At 63.6% G+C, this 15,453-nt stretch carries 13 protein-coding genes; 10 read left to right on the top strand and 3 right to left on the bottom strand.

Features of this window, described 5'->3' with window-relative positions; translation table 11 throughout:
• Positions 1–182 precede the first annotated feature (182 nt).
• From LB577_RS06515 to LB577_RS06495, 5 genes are all read left to right on the top strand, one after another.
• Positions 183–1,478: an efflux RND transporter periplasmic adaptor subunit gene (locus LB577_RS06515; RefSeq protein ID WP_224686056.1), complete on the top strand. Its 1,296-nt coding sequence runs from the start codon at positions 183–185 to the stop codon at positions 1,476–1,478.
• The gene (locus tag LB577_RS06510; RefSeq protein WP_224686055.1) at positions 1,475–4,636 is read left to right on the top strand and encodes an efflux RND transporter permease subunit; all 3,162 of its coding nucleotides are present in this window, start codon (positions 1,475–1,477) and stop codon (positions 4,634–4,636) included. The genes LB577_RS06515 and LB577_RS06510 overlap by 4 nt, the downstream gene beginning before the upstream one ends.
• A 79-nt stretch (positions 4,637–4,715) precedes the next feature.
• Positions 4,716–5,339 carry a nitrile hydratase subunit alpha gene (nthA, locus tag LB577_RS06505; RefSeq protein WP_224686054.1) on the top strand — a complete coding sequence of 208 codons (624 nt, stop codon included), beginning with the start codon at positions 4,716–4,718 and terminating at the stop codon, positions 5,337–5,339.
• A complete protein-coding gene (nthB, locus tag LB577_RS06500) occupies positions 5,336–5,995 on the top strand; it encodes a nitrile hydratase subunit beta (RefSeq protein WP_224686053.1) in 660 nt (219 codons plus the stop codon). Before nthA ends, nthB begins: the two co-directional genes overlap by 4 nt.
• Positions 5,982–6,353, top strand: a complete 372-nt coding sequence (locus tag LB577_RS06495) for a nitrile hydratase accessory protein (protein ID WP_224686052.1) — start codon at positions 5,982–5,984, stop codon at positions 6,351–6,353. Before nthB ends, LB577_RS06495 begins: the two co-directional genes overlap by 14 nt.
• A gap of 41 nt (positions 6,354–6,394) precedes the next feature.
• Here the strand turns inward: LB577_RS06495 and LB577_RS06490 are convergent, their stop codons facing one another.
• Complete coding sequence (locus LB577_RS06490; RefSeq protein ID WP_023779142.1) at positions 6,395–6,694, bottom strand: DUF1330 domain-containing protein; 300 nt, start codon at positions 6,692–6,694, stop codon at positions 6,395–6,397.
• 111 nt (positions 6,695–6,805) lie between these two features.
• On the opposite strand from LB577_RS06490, the gene LB577_RS06485 reads away from it, so the two are divergent.
• Complete coding sequence (locus tag LB577_RS06485) at positions 6,806–7,933, top strand: ATP-dependent RecD-like DNA helicase (RefSeq protein WP_013894771.1); 1,128 nt, start codon at positions 6,806–6,808, stop codon at positions 7,931–7,933.
• A gap of 2 nt (positions 7,934–7,935) precedes the next feature.
• Here LB577_RS06485 and LB577_RS06480 read toward each other — a convergent pair whose 3' ends face one another.
• Entirely contained in the window at positions 7,936–8,355 is a 420-nt protein-coding gene (locus LB577_RS06480) for an STAS/SEC14 domain-containing protein (RefSeq protein WP_013894772.1), read from the bottom strand.
• Positions 8,356–8,504: 149 nt separating this feature from the next.
• Between LB577_RS06480 and LB577_RS06475 the strand changes: the two genes are divergently transcribed.
• The 4 genes from LB577_RS06475 to LB577_RS06460 all read left to right on the top strand — a co-directional run bounded on the left by LB577_RS06475 (position 8,505) and on the right by LB577_RS06460 (position 14,428).
• A complete protein-coding gene (locus tag LB577_RS06475) occupies positions 8,505–9,245 on the top strand; it encodes a pyridoxine 5'-phosphate synthase (RefSeq protein WP_224686051.1) in 741 nt (246 codons plus the stop codon).
• 100 nt (positions 9,246–9,345) lie between these two features.
• Positions 9,346–11,259, top strand: a complete 1,914-nt coding sequence (locus LB577_RS06470) for a potassium transporter Kup (RefSeq protein WP_224686050.1) — start codon at positions 9,346–9,348, stop codon at positions 11,257–11,259.
• Positions 11,260–11,436: 177 nt separating this feature from the next.
• Entirely contained in the window at positions 11,437–13,356 is a 1,920-nt protein-coding gene (locus LB577_RS06465) for a potassium transporter Kup (protein ID WP_224686049.1), read from the top strand.
• 31 nt (positions 13,357–13,387) lie between these two features.
• Entirely contained in the window at positions 13,388–14,428 is a 1,041-nt protein-coding gene (locus tag LB577_RS06460; RefSeq protein WP_224686048.1) for an SDR family oxidoreductase, read from the top strand.
• A gap of 34 nt (positions 14,429–14,462) precedes the next feature.
• Here LB577_RS06460 and LB577_RS06455 read toward each other — a convergent pair whose 3' ends face one another.
• The gene (locus LB577_RS06455; protein ID WP_224686047.1) at positions 14,463–15,356 is read right to left on the bottom strand and encodes an SDR family oxidoreductase; all 894 of its coding nucleotides are present in this window, start codon (positions 15,354–15,356) and stop codon (positions 14,463–14,465) included.
• Positions 15,357–15,453 lie beyond the last annotated feature (97 nt).

Here is a 15,453-nt window from a genome sequence, read left to right as displayed (position 1 = left end):
CGGCCATGCCGGGTGCACATCCATTGTGCAGTGCACATTAAATCTTCGTAATGCCGTGTTTTGGCCCTTTTCCGACAAAGGCGTGTCCTATCTATTCGGCGAAATCGCGGCAGGGAGCCGTGAGTTGCGCTAGAATACGACCACCTGGCTATGGCGTGTCGGACAGAGAGGGCCTTTTGTCGATGCGTGGAAAAGTCATTCTTTCTTTGCTGGCGGTCGCCTGCGCGGGTGCTGCCTGGCTCTATCTGTCTCCCGATGCGCTGAGCCGGGCTCAACAGTTGATCGGCGCAAAGCAGATCGCGGCTGCATCGGACAAGCAGGCTCCGAACAGGCAGGCCCAGGACACTCAGGCTGGGGACAAACAGGCAGGCGGCAAGCCGGCGGCTGGCGGCAATGGCGCGCGTTCGGCCTCGATCGTCTCGGCGACGGCGACGACGGCCGACTTCCCGATCCGGCGCTATGCCATCGGCTTCGTCTCCTCTCCGGCGGTGGTCAATATCAACGCGCGGGTGTCCAGCCAGATCGTCTCCATCGACGTCAAGGACGGGCAGATGGTGAAGGCCGGCGATCTCCTGTTATCGCTCGATGACCGTGCGCTGAAGGCGCAGCTCGCCAAGGACCAGGCGACACTCGCCAAGGACCAGGCCCTGCTCGCCAGCTCGAATTCCGATCTTCAGCGCGCCAAGGACCTCGTCGCCAAGCAGGCCGGCACGCAGCAAACCTATGACCAGGCGGTTGCCGCGCAGAAGGCCGCGGCGGCGACCGTCGATGCCGACAAGGCGACGATCGATGCCGACAACGTCCAGCTTGGCTTTGCCACTATCACGGCGCCGATCGCCGGCAGGCTGGGTGCCGTCAATGTCGCCGTCGGCGATCTTGTCACCGTCAGCAATGGCAACAGCAGCACGGCGACGCCGTTGGTGACCATCACCCAGATGGACCCGCTGCAGGTGAACTTCAATCTGCCGGAAAGCAACCTTGCGCTGCTGCACAAGGCGCTGGCCAATCCACAGCAAGGGGCGGTGACGCTGACCCAGGACGGCGACCCGACGCCGATCGGCAAGGGTACGCTCGATTTTGTCGATTCCAGCGTCGACACGGCTTCCGGCACCATCGCCACGAGAGCCAGCATACCGAACGCCGATCTCTCGCTGTGGCCGGGCCAATATGTGAATGTCGTCCTCGACGCCGGCATCATGCCGCGGATGACCTCGGTTCCCACGGTCGCGGTGCAGCCGAGCCAGAAGGGGCCGTTCGTCTATGTGGTCAAACCCGACAACACTGTCGAGATGCGGCCGGTGCAGGTGGCGCTGACCGAAGGCGAGAACAGCGCCATCAGCCAGGGAGTGAAGGCCGGCGAGAAGGTGGTCACCGAAGGCCAGACCAGGCTGAAGAACGGCGCCGCCGTGCATGAGGGCGCCACTACTGCAGCGCCCAAGGTGGCCGAGGCGAGCAGTGCCGGCGGGGCGGCCCAATGATCTCCGAATTCTGTATTCGCAGGCCCGTCGCCACGCTCCTGATGTCGTTCGCTCTCGTGCTGGGCGGGCTGTTCGCCTACAAATTCCTGCCGGTGGCCGCACTGCCCAGCGCCGAATTCCCGGTGGTCAATGTCTCGGCCTCGCTGCCCGGCGCCTCGCCGGAAACCATGGCGACATCGGTGGCGACACCGCTGATCAAGCAGTTCGCGACCATCGCCGGCATCGATTCGATTTCGACCACGAACTCGCTCGGCCAGACCTCGATCGCCATCCAGTTCGTGCTCAACCGCGATATCGACGCGGCGGCGGCCGACGTGCAGGCGGCGATCGCGCGCACGCAGAAATCATTGCCGCCGCAGATGACGTCGCCGCCGAGCTATCGCAAGGTCAATCCGGCCGACGCGCCGATCCTTTTGATGTCGCTGGTCAGCGACACGGTTCCGTTGACCGACCTCGATGCTTTCGCCGAAAACGTCATCTCGCCGTCGCTGTCGACCATTGACGGGGTGGCGCAGGTCTCGATCTTCGGCCAGCAGAAATACGCGGTGCGCATCCAGATCGACCCAACCGCGCTTGCCGCCCGCGGCATCTCGATCGATCAGCTGCAGGCGGCCGTCGCGTCCGCCAACAGCAACACGCCGCTCGGCGTGCTGCAGAACAACAAGCAGCAGCTTACGATCACCGCCAACACCCAGCTGACCGACGCCGCCGGCTTCTCCAACCTCATCATCGCCACCAAGAACGGCCACCCGGTGCGGCTGGGCGAAGTGACCCGGGTCGTCAATTCCGTGCAGACCACGACCACCGCAAGTTGGTATGACGGTACCCGCGCGATCATCATGGCCGTCCAGCGCCAGCCCGACGCCAACACGGTCGACGTCGTCGACAAGGTCAAGGCGATGCTGCCGTCCTTCCAGGACCAGATGCCGGCCGCGGCCCAGATCAAGCTGCTCAACGACCGCTCGACCTCGATCCGCCAGGCCGTCGACGACGTGCAGTTCACGCTGCTTTTGACCATCGCGCTGGTGGTGATGGTGATCTTCGTGTTCCTGCGCCGGGTGACGGCGACCATCATCCCGGCCGTGGCGGTGCCGATCTCGCTGATCGCCACGCTCGGCGCCATGTTCCTGTTCGGCTTTTCCATCGACAACATCTCGCTGATGGGCCTGACGCTCGCGGTCGGCCTTGTCGTCGACGATGCCATCGTGATGCTCGAAAACATCTTCCGCCACATGGAGGAGGATGGGTTGTCGGCCTTCGACGCGTCGCTGAAGGGCGCGCGCGAAATCGGCTTCACCATCATCTCGATCTCGATCTCGCTGGTCGCCGTGTTCATCCCGGTGCTTCTGATGGGCGGCGTGATCGGGCGCATCTTCAACGAGTTCGCGGTCGTGGTGACGGTCGCCATCCTGGCGTCGATGTTCGTGTCGCTGACGCTGACGCCGATGCTGTGTTCGCGGCTGCTGTCGGTGACGAAGGCCGACCGCGAAGCACACGGCGACGGCCATAAGCGCGATCTCATCACGCGCGGCTACGACCGCGTCCTGAGCTTCTGCCTGCGGCACACCTTCCTGGTATTCCTCGTGTTCATCGGCACCGCGGCGGCGTCGGTGTGGCTGATCCAGGTATCGCCGAAGGGCTTCTTCCCGCAGGAGGACATCGGCCAGATCTCGGTGACCACCATCGCGCGCCAGGACATCTCGTTCGACGCCATGGCCAAGCTGCAGGGGCAGGTGGCCAGCGTCTTCTCGCATTCGCCCTATGTCGACCATGTCGCGTGGTCGGCGGGCAGCGGCAACAACGCGCTCAACCAAGGGCAGCTTTTCGTCCAGCTCAAGGGCAAGGACCAGCGTCCCGATATCGAGAAGGTGCTTTCGGATCTGCGCAAGCAACTGGCCGGCGTGGCGGGCATCGAGACCTACATGCAGCCGGTGCAGAACCTGAGACTGGGTTCGCGCTCGTCGGCCAGTGCCTACCAGCTCGTGGTTCAGGGGCTGGACACCGGCCAGACCGATATCTGGGCACAGAAACTCAATGAGGCGATGGCGGCCGATCATGCGACCTTCACCGACGTCACCAGCGATTTGCAGAACAATGCGCTGCAGGCATCGCTGGTGGTGGATCGCGACAAGGCCGCCCAGCTCGGCATCGACACCGACACGCTGCGCACCGCTCTCTATGGCGGGTTCGGCACCGACCAGGTTTCGACGATCTTCGGCTCGGCCGACAGTTATGAGGTCATCACCGAGCTCGATCCCAAGATCGATTGGTCGCCCGAGCGGATGCTCGCCATCCAGATGCGGACGGCGAGCGGCAGCCTGGTTCCGCTTGGCGCCTTCGCCCGCGTCGACCGCACGGCCGGCGCCTTGACGGTCAACCAGCTCGGCCAGCTTCCGGCGGTGACCATCTCCTACAATTTGCCGCAAGGCGTGGCGCTCGGCGACAGTACGGCCCGCATCAGCGCGCTGAAGGAGCAGATCGGCATGCCGACGGCGATCTCGACGTCCTTTGCCGGCACGGCCAAGACCTTCCAGGATTCGCTTGCCAACCAGGGCCTGCTGATCGGCGGCGCCATCCTGACCATCTACATCGTGCTCGGCATCCTCTATGAGAGCTTCATCCACCCGCTCACCATCTTGACCGGCCTGCCGTCGGCGGTGCTCGGCGCCGTCGTTGCCTTGCGCTTCGCCGGCATGGATCTCTCCGTCATCGCGGTGATCGGCATCCTGATGCTGATCGGCATCGTCAAGAAGAACGGCATCATGATGGTCGATGTCGCGCTCGAATTGCGACGAGACGGCATGTCCGCCAAGGAGTCCATCCACAAGGCGTGCCTGATGCGTTTCAGGCCGATCATGATGACGACGCTGGCAGCACTTATGGGCACTTTCCCGATCGCGCTCGGCACCGGCGCCAGCGCGGAACTCCGCCAGCCGCTGGGTGTCGCGGTCGTCGGCGGCCTGCTCGCCTCGCAGGCGCTGACCCTGTTCGTGACGCCGGTGATCTATGTCTACATGGAGAATTTCTCGGGTTGGCTGGTCGGGCTGATGCCGAAGCGCAAGGCGGAGTTGCACGTTGTCGACGTGGGCGATCAGCCGTCCTTGTTCGGCACCAACGACGATATCCAGGGCGAGCCGCAGAAAACCGCCGCCGAGTAACGGCTTGATGCGGTCCGGATAAAAGCTGGCCCAAGCCGTCATGCTTGCGGCCGGCGGATCGGAGCCATAGTTTGTGGCCATGTCCCACGATCATGATCACGACAACGAACTCGATCCGTTTGCCGCCCGCGTGCGGGCGCTGGAGACCATCCTGACCCGCAAGGGGCTGATCGATCCGGCGGCGATCGACGTCATCGTCGATACCTACGAGACCAAGATCGGTCCGCGCAACGGCGCCAGGGTGGTGGCGAAAGCCTGGAGCGATCCTGCCTATGCCGACTGGCTGAGGCGCGACGCGACGGCGGCCATCGAATCGCTCAGCTACACCGGCCGGCAGGGCGAGCACATGCAGGCGGTGTTCAACACCGATGAGACGCACAACCTCGTCGTCTGCACGCTGTGCTCCTGCTATCCGTGGTCGGTGCTCGGGCTGCCGCCCGTCTGGTACAAGGCGCCGCCATATCGTTCACGCGCGGTCATCGACCCACGCGGCGTGCTCGAGGAATTCGGGCTGACGCTGCCTGCTGACAAGAAGATCCGTGTCTGGGATTCGACCGCGGAACTGCGCTACCTCGTCGTGCCGCAGCGGCCACAGGGCACCGAAGGCTGGAGCGAGGAGCAACTGGCCGAACTGGTAAGCCGCGACGCCATGATCGGCACCGCGCTCGCCAAAGAAGCCGAACAAACGGGGGAGCCGGCATGAACGGCCCCCAGGATCTCGGCGGACAGATGGGGTTCGGGCCTGTATCCCCTGAAAAAGATGAACCCTATTTCCATGCGGATTGGGAGCGGCGGGCGCTCGGCGTGACGTTGACGGCCGGCGCCATGGGCGCCTGGAACATCGACGAGAGCCGGCACGCGCGGGAATCGCTGCATCCGGCGGTCTACTATTCGTCGAGCTACTACCAGATATGGATCAAGGCGCTGGAGGTGCTGCTGACGCGCCACGGCTTCATCAGCCAGCTCGATCTGACGGAGGGCAGGGCGGTCGATCCGGCTGCGACGCCCAAAAGGGTGCTGAAGGCGGAAAACGTTCCGGCCGTGCTCGCCAAGGGCGGCCCCTGCAACCGGCCGGTCGAGACGGCGCCGCGCTTCAAGGCAGGCGACGACGTGCGGACGAAGAATTTCAACCCGACCGGCCACACCAGGCTACCGCGCTATGCGCGCGGCAGACAGGGCACGATCGAGGCGGTGCGCGACGGCTTTGTCTTTCCCGACACCAACGCGCACGGCCAAGGCGAGAACCCGCAATGGGTCTATACGGTGGCTTTCGATGGGACGGAGATCTGGGGCGAGGGCGCCGACCCGACGCTGACCGTGTCGATCGATGCCTGGGAGAGCTATCTTGAGCCGGCCTGAAGGGACCGCGGCCGATTTGCCGCCGGGGGTCGATGCCCCGGTGTTTGCCGAGCCATGGCAGGCCGAGGCCTTCGCCTTGACGGTGGCCCTGCACGACAAGAGGCTGTTCTCGTGGAACGAGTGGGCGGATGCTCTGTCGGCGCAGGTGAAGAAGCCGAACGCCGCAGCTGACGGCCACGATTATTACGAACATTGGCTGGCAGCACTGGAAAGCCTCCTTGCGTCGAAGGGGTTGGCCGCCAGGGCGGATGTCGACGCGATGGCGCAGGCCTGGGAACGCGCCGCCCATGCCACCCCACACGGCAAGCCGATCCTGCTGGAGAACGATCCGACCGGTCAGGATCAAGCGAGCAGATAACTGCCTTCTCGGTACGTCCTTGTTCTCGTCTTGGCCGATCTTTAATCGGTGGGGATCATGCCTTCGAGAGCAATGATCCTCGTCCTGGCGGAGCGTTCGCGGATGGCTTTGAGCCGTCCGTATTCTGGAGAATCATACCATTCCATGAGGGAAGCCATGTTTGGGAACTCGACAATCACCAGGCGATGAGGTTCCCAATCACCTTCCAACACCTTGGTGGCTCCGCCGCGGGCAATGTACCTTCCCCCGTAGCGCGCTTCTGTTGCTGGGACATCCCGGCGGTATTCTTCGAAAACGGCGGCGTCTGTTATGTCTACGTCAGCGATAAGATATGCTGCCATTGCCCTTTCCTCCGCGAAAGGAGGCATTGAAACACGTTCATTAGCTATCCCGCAACTAAGCACGGTGACGGCTATCTTGTCTTTGTCTTGCGAATCCGGTCTCTCACGCTAATGGAATTTTCACCCCAACAGGACGAGGCGCTGCAAGCGGTTGCCCGCTGGCTCAAAGAGGGCCGGCCGCAGCTGTTCCGGCTGTTCGGTTATGCCGGGACCGGCAAGACGACGCTGGCGCGCTATTTCGCCGAGCATGTCGACGGCCAGGTGCAGTTCGCCGCCTTCACCGGCAAGGCGGCGCAGGTGCTGCGCTCCAAAGGGGCAGTCAATGCCCGCACCATCCATTCGCTGATCTATCGGCCCAAGGGCGAGGAATCGGTTGAGGACGAGGTGACCGGCAAGACCTCGATGTCGCCGACCTTTTCGCTCAACCGGCAGAGCCCGATCTCGCGGGCCAAGCTGGTCGTCATCGACGAATGCTCGATGGTCGACGAGCAGCTCGGCCGCGACCTGATGAGTTTCGGCACGCCGATCCTGGTGCTGGGCGATCCCGGCCAGTTGCCGCCGATCTCGGGCGGCGGCTTCTTCACCGACCATGAGCCGGATTTCCTGCTCACCGAAATCCACCGGCAGGCGCGCGACAATCCGATCCTGCGGCTGGCGCTCGACGTGCGCGAGGGCCGAGAATTCATGCGCGGCGACTACGGCACGGCGCAGGTGATCGGCAAAGAAGACGTCAACCAGGAGCTGGTGCTCAGGGCGGACCAGGTGCTGGTCGGCACCAACCGGACGCGCCGCCGTTACAACCAGCGCCTGCGCGAGCTCAAGGGCTTCAATGCCGACTATCCGCAGGCGGGTGACAAGCTGGTCTGCCTGCGCAACGATCCCGCCAAGGGGCTGCTCAACGGTTCGCTGTGGAAGGTGATGACCTCGTCGCGCGAGACTGTGAAGCCCGGCATCAACCTTCTGGTTTCGCCCGAAGAGGACGATCCGGACCGCGGCGTCGCCAAGATCAAGCTGCTCAAGGCGGCATTCGAGGATCCGGACGCCGAGATCCCCTGGCAGCAGAAGAAGCGCTTCGACGATTTCGACTACGGCTACGCGCTGACCGTGCACAAGGCGCAGGGCTCGCAGTGGAACGAGATCGTGCTGTTCGATGAAAGCTGGGCCTTCAAGGAAACGCGCCAGCGCTGGCTTTATACCGCGATTACCCGGGCCGCCGAGCGGCTGACCATCGTCAGGTAGCGTTACGACGATGGCTTTTCTCGCGCACCGACCCGCTGGACCCCGAGCCATTCCCAGGCGTCGGCTTCGTCCTCGGCCTTGAAATGCCTGAATTCGATGGGTGACGACGCGGGCAAGGCGTGTCGCGCGTCCGCCGTCCAGTCGGGCGTGCCGATTGCCGCGCACCTGCCTATGTGCTCCAGTGCGTGGACGGCGCCTTGCTTGAGCGTTTCGTCGGAGATGTCGGTCCAATCGACGCCGTCGTGATCGACCATGCGCACGGCCACGTCGATTCGCTGATGGAGCGCGTACGCCGCCTCCAGCAGGCCGAACAGGTTTTCCGCATCGGCCGCTGCGACATGCCCGACCACATCGATTGCGAACAGGTCGTCGCGATCGGTGTCGATGCGACGGATCGCCGGCACGGATTGCAGGAAATTCACGGGCGGAGCCTCCTTTGGCGGAAATAGCGGTCTTCTGGAACACCGGAAACCCCCTATCTGTTCCCGTCAAAGGCGCTATAGATGCCCGGTCTCAAGCGCGCCACGGCTGAACGGCGCGCGCCAACCGCCTGATTTCACGGACGCAGCCCATGCCCGCAAAGCTTTCCGTCAACCTCAACGCCATCGCCATGCTGCGCAACCGGCGCGACCTGCCATGGCCAAGCGTGATCGGCGTCGGCCGCCTTGCCCTTGCCGCCGGGGCACATGGGCTGACGGTCCACCCACGTCCCGACGAACGTCACACGAGGCATTCCGACCTGCCCGAGATCAGGGCGCTGATCGACGATGAGTTTCCACAAGCCGAGTTCAACATAGAGGGCTACCCGAGCGAGGATTTCCTGGCGCTTGTGGAAAAACATCAGCCCGAACAGGTGACGCTGGTTCCCGATGACCCGGCACAGGCAACTTCCGATCATGGCTGGAACTTTGCCGCCGACTCGGCATTCCTGACACCGGTCGTCAGGCGTCTGAAGAAGAGCGGTTTCAGGGTGTCGTTGTTTTCGGATGCCGATCCTGTCGGCATGGCGGCCGCGCGCGACACTGGCGCTGACCGGATCGAACTCTATACCGGCCCTTACGGCAGCTACCATTCGGATTCCGAAAAGGCCGCCAAAGAGCTGGAAAGATTGGGAAAAACCGCCGATGCGGCAATCGCCGCCGGCCTTCAGGTCAATGCCGGGCACGATCTGACAGTGGACAATCTGCCTGCGTTGGCAAGGCGTATTCCGGCATTGGCCGAAGTGTCGATCGGACACGGGTTGACAGCCGACGCGTTGGAGTATGGCATGGCCGGCACGGTGGGTCGGTTTCTAAAGGCTTGCGGCTGGTAGGGGTAGAGAGCGTCGCTTTGCAGGTATGGCAGCCATAGCGTGCAATTGACATCGCATCGCAGCATGCATGAAGCACCACGCGCTTGTCGGGGAGTGGTCCATGGACCTTGCCAGTCGCGTTAGCGAGGCCGAAACCGTCGAGCAATCGAGCCATTCGGGGGCCGAAAAGCAAAGCACCAAAGTTCTGATGCTGGGGGCGCTCGGCGTCGTCTATGGTGATATCGGCACCAGCCCGATCTACGCCTTCCGTGAGGCGCTTCACGCTTCGCCCGGTATCGATACGCGCGTTCACGTGCTTGGCGTGCTGTCGCTGATCGTCTGGGCGCTAACGATCATCGTGACCATAAAATATGTCGCCTTCGTGCTTCGTGCCGACAACAAGGGCGAGGGCGGCACGCTGTCGCTGATGTCGCTGGCGCGCAGCGCCTATCCCAAGGGAGCGAGGCTCATCCTGGCGATCGGCCTTTGCGGCGCGGCGTTGTTTTTCGGCGATTCGATCATAACGCCGGCCATCTCCGTGCTGTCGGCGGTCGAAGGGCTCAGGGTGGTGACCCCGACACTGGACGCTTACGTCGTGCCGATCACGCTGATCATCCTGGCCGTGCTGTTCTCGGTGCAACGCTTCGGCACGGGGAAGGTGGCGGCGGTGTTCGGGCCGGTGACCGCGCTGTGGTTCCTGGCCATCGGCGTTGCGGGGCTCTATCATCTGACGGACGATCCATCGATCCTGCTGGCCATCAATCTCTATTACGCGGTCGTCTATCTCGCCAGCACACCCACGGCCGCCTTCGTCACCGTCGGCGCTGTGTTCCTGGCGGTCACCGGGGCCGAGGCGCTCTATGTCGATCTCGGTCATTTTGGGCGCAAGCCCATCGTGCTGGCGTGGTTTTCCGTGGTCTTCCCCTGCCTGCTGCTCAACTATTTCGGGCAGGGTGCCTTTGTGCTGGCCAATGGCGGGAGGCCGACCGATCCATTCTTCCAGATGCTGCCCGACTGGGCTCTGATGCCGATGGTGGGACTGGCGACGGCCGCGACCGTCATCGCCAGCCAGGCAGTCATCTCGGGTGCCTTTTCGCTGACCCGCCAGGCGGTGCAGCTCAACCTTCTGCCACGCATCGAGGTGCAGCATACGTCCGAAATGCAACTCGGCCAGATCTACATGCCGCGCGTCAACCTGCTCATCGCGCTGGGGGTGATGCTGCTGGTCGTCGGTTTCGGCAGCTCGAGCTCGCTGGCTTCCGCCTATGGCATCTCGGTCACCGGCGAAATGCTGATGACGACCATCCTGCTGTTCGTGGTGATGCGCAAGCTGTGGAAGTGGAAGCTGGCGCTTGCCCTGGCCTTGACCGTGCTGTTCGGTGTCATCGACAGCGGCTTCTTCCTGGCAAACATCGTGAAGATATTCGAAGGCGGCTGGGTATCGATCACGGTTGCCTGCCTGATGGGGCTGATCATGTGGACCTGGATACGCGGCACCCGCTACCTGTTCGACAAGACCCGCCGCAACGAGATCCCGCTCGATTTCCTCGCCGGCAACCTTCTGAAGAAGAAGCCGCAGCTGGTGTCCGGCACCGCGGTCTTCCTGACCAGCGATCCATCGAGCGCGCCGACCGCGCTGATGCACAGCCTGAAGCACTATAAGGTGCTGCATGAGCAGAACGTCATCCTGTCGGTGGTGACCGCGCCGCAGCCGGTGGTGCCAGACAGTGACCGCGTCAAGATGGAGACGGTCAACGAGCTGTTCATGCGGGTGACGCTGACCTTCGGCTACATGGAGCAGCCCAACATCCCGCGTGCCCTGGCGATCTGCCGCAAGCAGGGTTGGAAGTTCGACATCATGACGACGTCGTTCTTCCTGTCGCGGCGCTCGCTCAAGGCCTCGCCCAATTCCGGCATGCCGGTGTGGCAGGACCGGCTGTTCATCGGCCTGGCGCGCACAGCGGCCGATGCGACCGAATATTTCCAGATCCCGACCGGACGCGTCGTGGAAATCGGCACGCAAGTCGCTATCTAAGGCTGATACGCCCATAAAACCTGCTGCCCCGAGCCGCGAATTCAGCCCGCGACCATTGGATTTCAGGCCGTCTCGCAAGGAGCCTGGCGCTGCCAGCATGGGAGCCATTACGCGACGGCACTTGATATTGCATTGCAGCAAGCGTAGAGCACCGCGCGCTTATCGGAGTGTCGTCCCATGGCCCTTACCAATGCTGGTAGTGAGGCAGAACCCGTCGAACAGTCGAGCCATCCGGAGATCGAACAGCATAGCACCAAGGTGCTGATGCTGGGTGCTCTTGGTGTGGTCTATGGGGATATCGGAACCAGCCCGATCTATGCCTTTCGCGAAGCGCTGGTGGCGTCGTCCCACGGCACCGTCGCGGATCGCGGCGATATCCTCGGCGTGCTGTCGTTGATCATCTGGTCGCTGACGATCACGGTTACGATAAAATACATCATGTTCGTGCTGCGCGCCGACAACCGCGGCGAAGGCGGCGTGCTGTCGCTGATGGCGCTGGCACGCGGCAGTTTCCCCAGGCGCTCGGCGGTCATCCTGGGCATCGGTATCGTCGGCGCCTCGCTGTTCTTCGGCGATGCGGTCATCACACCGGCGATTTCGGTGCTGTCGGCGGTCGAGGGCATGAACGTCGTTACGCCTGCTTTCCAGCCTTATGTCGTACCGCTTACGCTGGTCATCCTCGCCATGGTGTTCGCGGTGCAGCGCTTTGGCACGGGCGGGGTGGGATTGGTATTCGGCCCTGTCACCGCGGTATGGTTCCTGGCCATCGGCCTTTCTGGCCTGAATCATATCGTCAGTGACCCGGAAATCCTGCTGGCGATCAGCCCGCACTATATCGTCGCCTTCCTGATCCATTCGCCCGACGTGGCCTTCGTCACGGTCGGCGCTGTCTTCCTCGCCGTGACCGGCGCGGAAGCGCTCTATGCCGATCTCGGCCATTTCGGCCGCAAGCCGATCGTGCTCGCCTGGCTGGCGATCGTGTTTCCCTGCCTGCTGCTCAATTATGCCGGGCAGGGCGCCTTCGTGCTAGCCAAGAACGGCGTCGTCGGCCATCCGTTCTTCGAGATGAACGAGGGTTGGGCTCTGATTCCCATGGTCGTGCTGGCGACGGCGGCGACGGTCATCGCCAGCCAGGCGGTGATTTCGGGTGCCTTCTCGCTGACCCGGCAGGCGGTGCAGCTCAACATGCTGCCGCGGCTCGAAATCCTGCATACGTCGGAAAAACAGTCCGGCCAGATCTACATGCCGCGCGTCAACCTGTTGCTGGCGCTGGTGGTGATGATGCTGGTGGTCGGCTTCGGCGAGTCCAGCAAGCTCGCCTCGGCCTATGGCATCTCGGTGACCGGCAACATGCTGGTGACGACGGTGCTGCTCTATGTCGTCATGACCCGCATCTGGAAATGGCAGCTCTGGGTTGCGATCAGCCTGACGGCCCTGTTTGCCTTCATCGACATCGGTTTCTTCGCCTCCAACATCGTCAAGGTGTTCGAGGGCGGCTGGGCTTCGCTGGCGGTTGCCTTCACCATCGTGCTGGGCATGTGGACATGGGTGCGCGGCAGCCGCTATCTGTTCGACAAGACCCGCCGCAACGAGATCCCGCTCGATTTCCTCGCCGGCAATCTGTTGAAGAAGAAGCCGCAACTGGTGTCCGGCACCGCGGTGTTCCTGACCAGCGATCCATTGAGCGCGCCGACCGCGCTGATGCACAGCCTGAAGCACTACAAGGTGCTGCATGAGCAGAATGTCATCCTTTCGGTGGTGACGGCGCCGCAGCCGGTGGTGCCAGACAGCGACCGCGTCAAGATGGAGACGGTCAACGAGCTGTTCATGCGGGTGACGCTGACCTTCGGCTACATGGAGCAGCCCAACATCCCGCGCGCCCTGGCGATCTGCCGCAAGCAGGGCTGGAAGTTCGATATCATGACGACGTCGTTCTTCCTGTCGCGCCGTTCGCTCAAGGCCTCGCCCAATTCCGGCATGCCGGTGTGGCAGGACCGGCTGTTCATCGGCCTGGCACGCACGGCGGCCGATGCGACCGAATATTTCCAGATCCCGACCGGACGTGTGGTAGAAATCGGCACGCAGGTGGCGATCTGAAGGCCTGACCTGACGACGTTGGGAGGCGGGCATGAGCGGCGAATTGGTGCTTGTCACCGGCGGGTCTGGCTTCCTCGGCGCCCACTGTATCCTCGCACTCTTGAAGGCGGGCTACCGCGTGCGCACGACCGTGCGCTCCGCCAAGCGGCAGGCCGACGTTCTGGCCATGCTCAAGGCCGGTGGCGCCGAGCCGGGCGGCAGCCTCTCCTTTGCCATCGCCGACCTCATGATCGATGCGGGCTGGCCGCAAGCGGTCGCCGGCTGCGACTATGTTCTTCATGTCGCCTCGCCATTCCCGCCCGGCGTGCCGAAGCACGAGGATGACCTGATCGTTCCGGCTCGTGAAGGCGCGCTGCGCGTGTTGCGGGCGGCACGGGACGCTGGTGTGAAACGCGTCGTGCTGACCTCGTCCTTCGCCGCCATCGGCTATGGCAAGTTGCCACCCGACGGGCGGCCGTTCACGGAGGAGAGCTGGACCGATCCGACCGGCAAGGTCAGCGCCTATGTCAAGTCGAAGACGCTTGCCGAGCGCGCCGCCTGGGATTTTATCGCCGCCGAGGGTAGCGGACTGGAGTTGGCGGTCGTCAATCCGGTCGGCATCTTCGGCCCGGTGCTCGGGGCCGACCATTCGACCTCCACGGAATTTGTCCAGCGCATGATGAACGGTGCGATGCCCGGGCTGCCGCGCCTGTCCTTCGGCGTCGTCGACGCGCGTGACGTGGCGGACCTGCATGTGCGCGCCATGATCGATCCCGCCGCGCGCGGCGAGCGCTTCCTTGCGGTATCGGGCGATTTCATGACCGTGCGGGAAATCGCGCAGACCTTGAAAACGCGGCTCGGCGGCTCGGCGTCGCGCGTTTCCACACGGCAGCTTCCCGATTGGCTGGTGCGGATCGTCGGCCTGTTCAACCCGGAAGCGGCGCAGCTGGTGGCGGAATTGGGTAAGGTCAAGAATGCCACCGGCGCCAAGGCGGTTCGCATGCTCGGCTGGGCGCCACGATCGCGGGAAGAAGCACTGGCCGCCACCGGAGAAAGCCTGATCCGGCTCGGCCTGCTCAAGGCGTCGAAGTAGCGCGGCGGGAGGAAGACCTGCCGCCGCGCTGCTTTCAGCCAGCCAACGCGGCTTTGTTGGCCTCGAGGAATTGCTTCAAGGTCTTCGGCGTCCTGCCGGAAAGCGTCTCGATCGCGTCGGTCACCATGGCGATGCGGCCGGAGCGCGTGTTGACGTCGAAGGATACGACGACGTCAGCGAAATCCTCGGGGACGCCGGCCGCCTTCACACCTTCGGCCAGCGCCGCGTCCGGAACCTGAATGACTTCCAGCGGCTTGCCGGTGACCTCGCTTACCAGGGCCGCGATCTCGGCCGTGGTGTAGGCATGCGGACCGGTCAGCGTGTAGGTCTTGCTGTCGGTCGTGCTGGAAACAAGGCCAGCGGCGATCGCCGCCGCCATGTCGTCGCGTGCGCCGTGGGCGATGCGGCCTTCGCCGGCGGACGTATACCAGTGTCCCGAGGCGATCGCATGCGGCAATGCCAGGAACAGGTTCTCCTGGTACCAGCCGTTGCGGAAGATCGTGTAGGGAATGCCGCTCGCCTTGATCGCCTGCTCGGTGCTGTAGTGGTCATCGGCAAACAGGACCGGCGATACCGGCTCCGGGTTGGGCATCGAGGTGTAGAGCAAATGCGAAACGCCGGCGCTCTTGGCCGCGGCGACGGCATTTTCGTGCTGCTTCAGGCGCCTGCCGCTTTTGAGATCGAGATCGCCGGTCGAAATGATCAGCACCTTGTCGGCGCCCTTGAATGCGGTTTCGAGCGAGGCCGCGTCGTTGAAGTCGGCCGCCCTGACGATGACACCGCGCGCCGCCAGATCGGCAACGCTTTCTGGATTGCGTGTGGTGGCGATGATGTTTGCCGGCAGAACTTTGTGCGCGTCCAAGAGAAAGTTGATGACGCCGCGGCCAAGCTGGCCGGAGGCGCCTGTAACGAGGAGGGTTTCGGTCATGGGAGATCCTGACATTGTGCCGCAACGGCGGTCGAGTGGTGGTCTCAGAAAGAGACCAGCACTAAAATAGGAATTGACCCGGTGCCGTAAAGAAGGC

The sequence above is a fragment of the Mesorhizobium sp. B283B1A genome, assembly GCF_020165735.1.
GTDB lineage: Bacteria > Pseudomonadota > Alphaproteobacteria > Rhizobiales > Rhizobiaceae > Mesorhizobium > Mesorhizobium opportunistum.
This window is presented reverse-complemented; position numbering and strand designations above follow the sequence as displayed.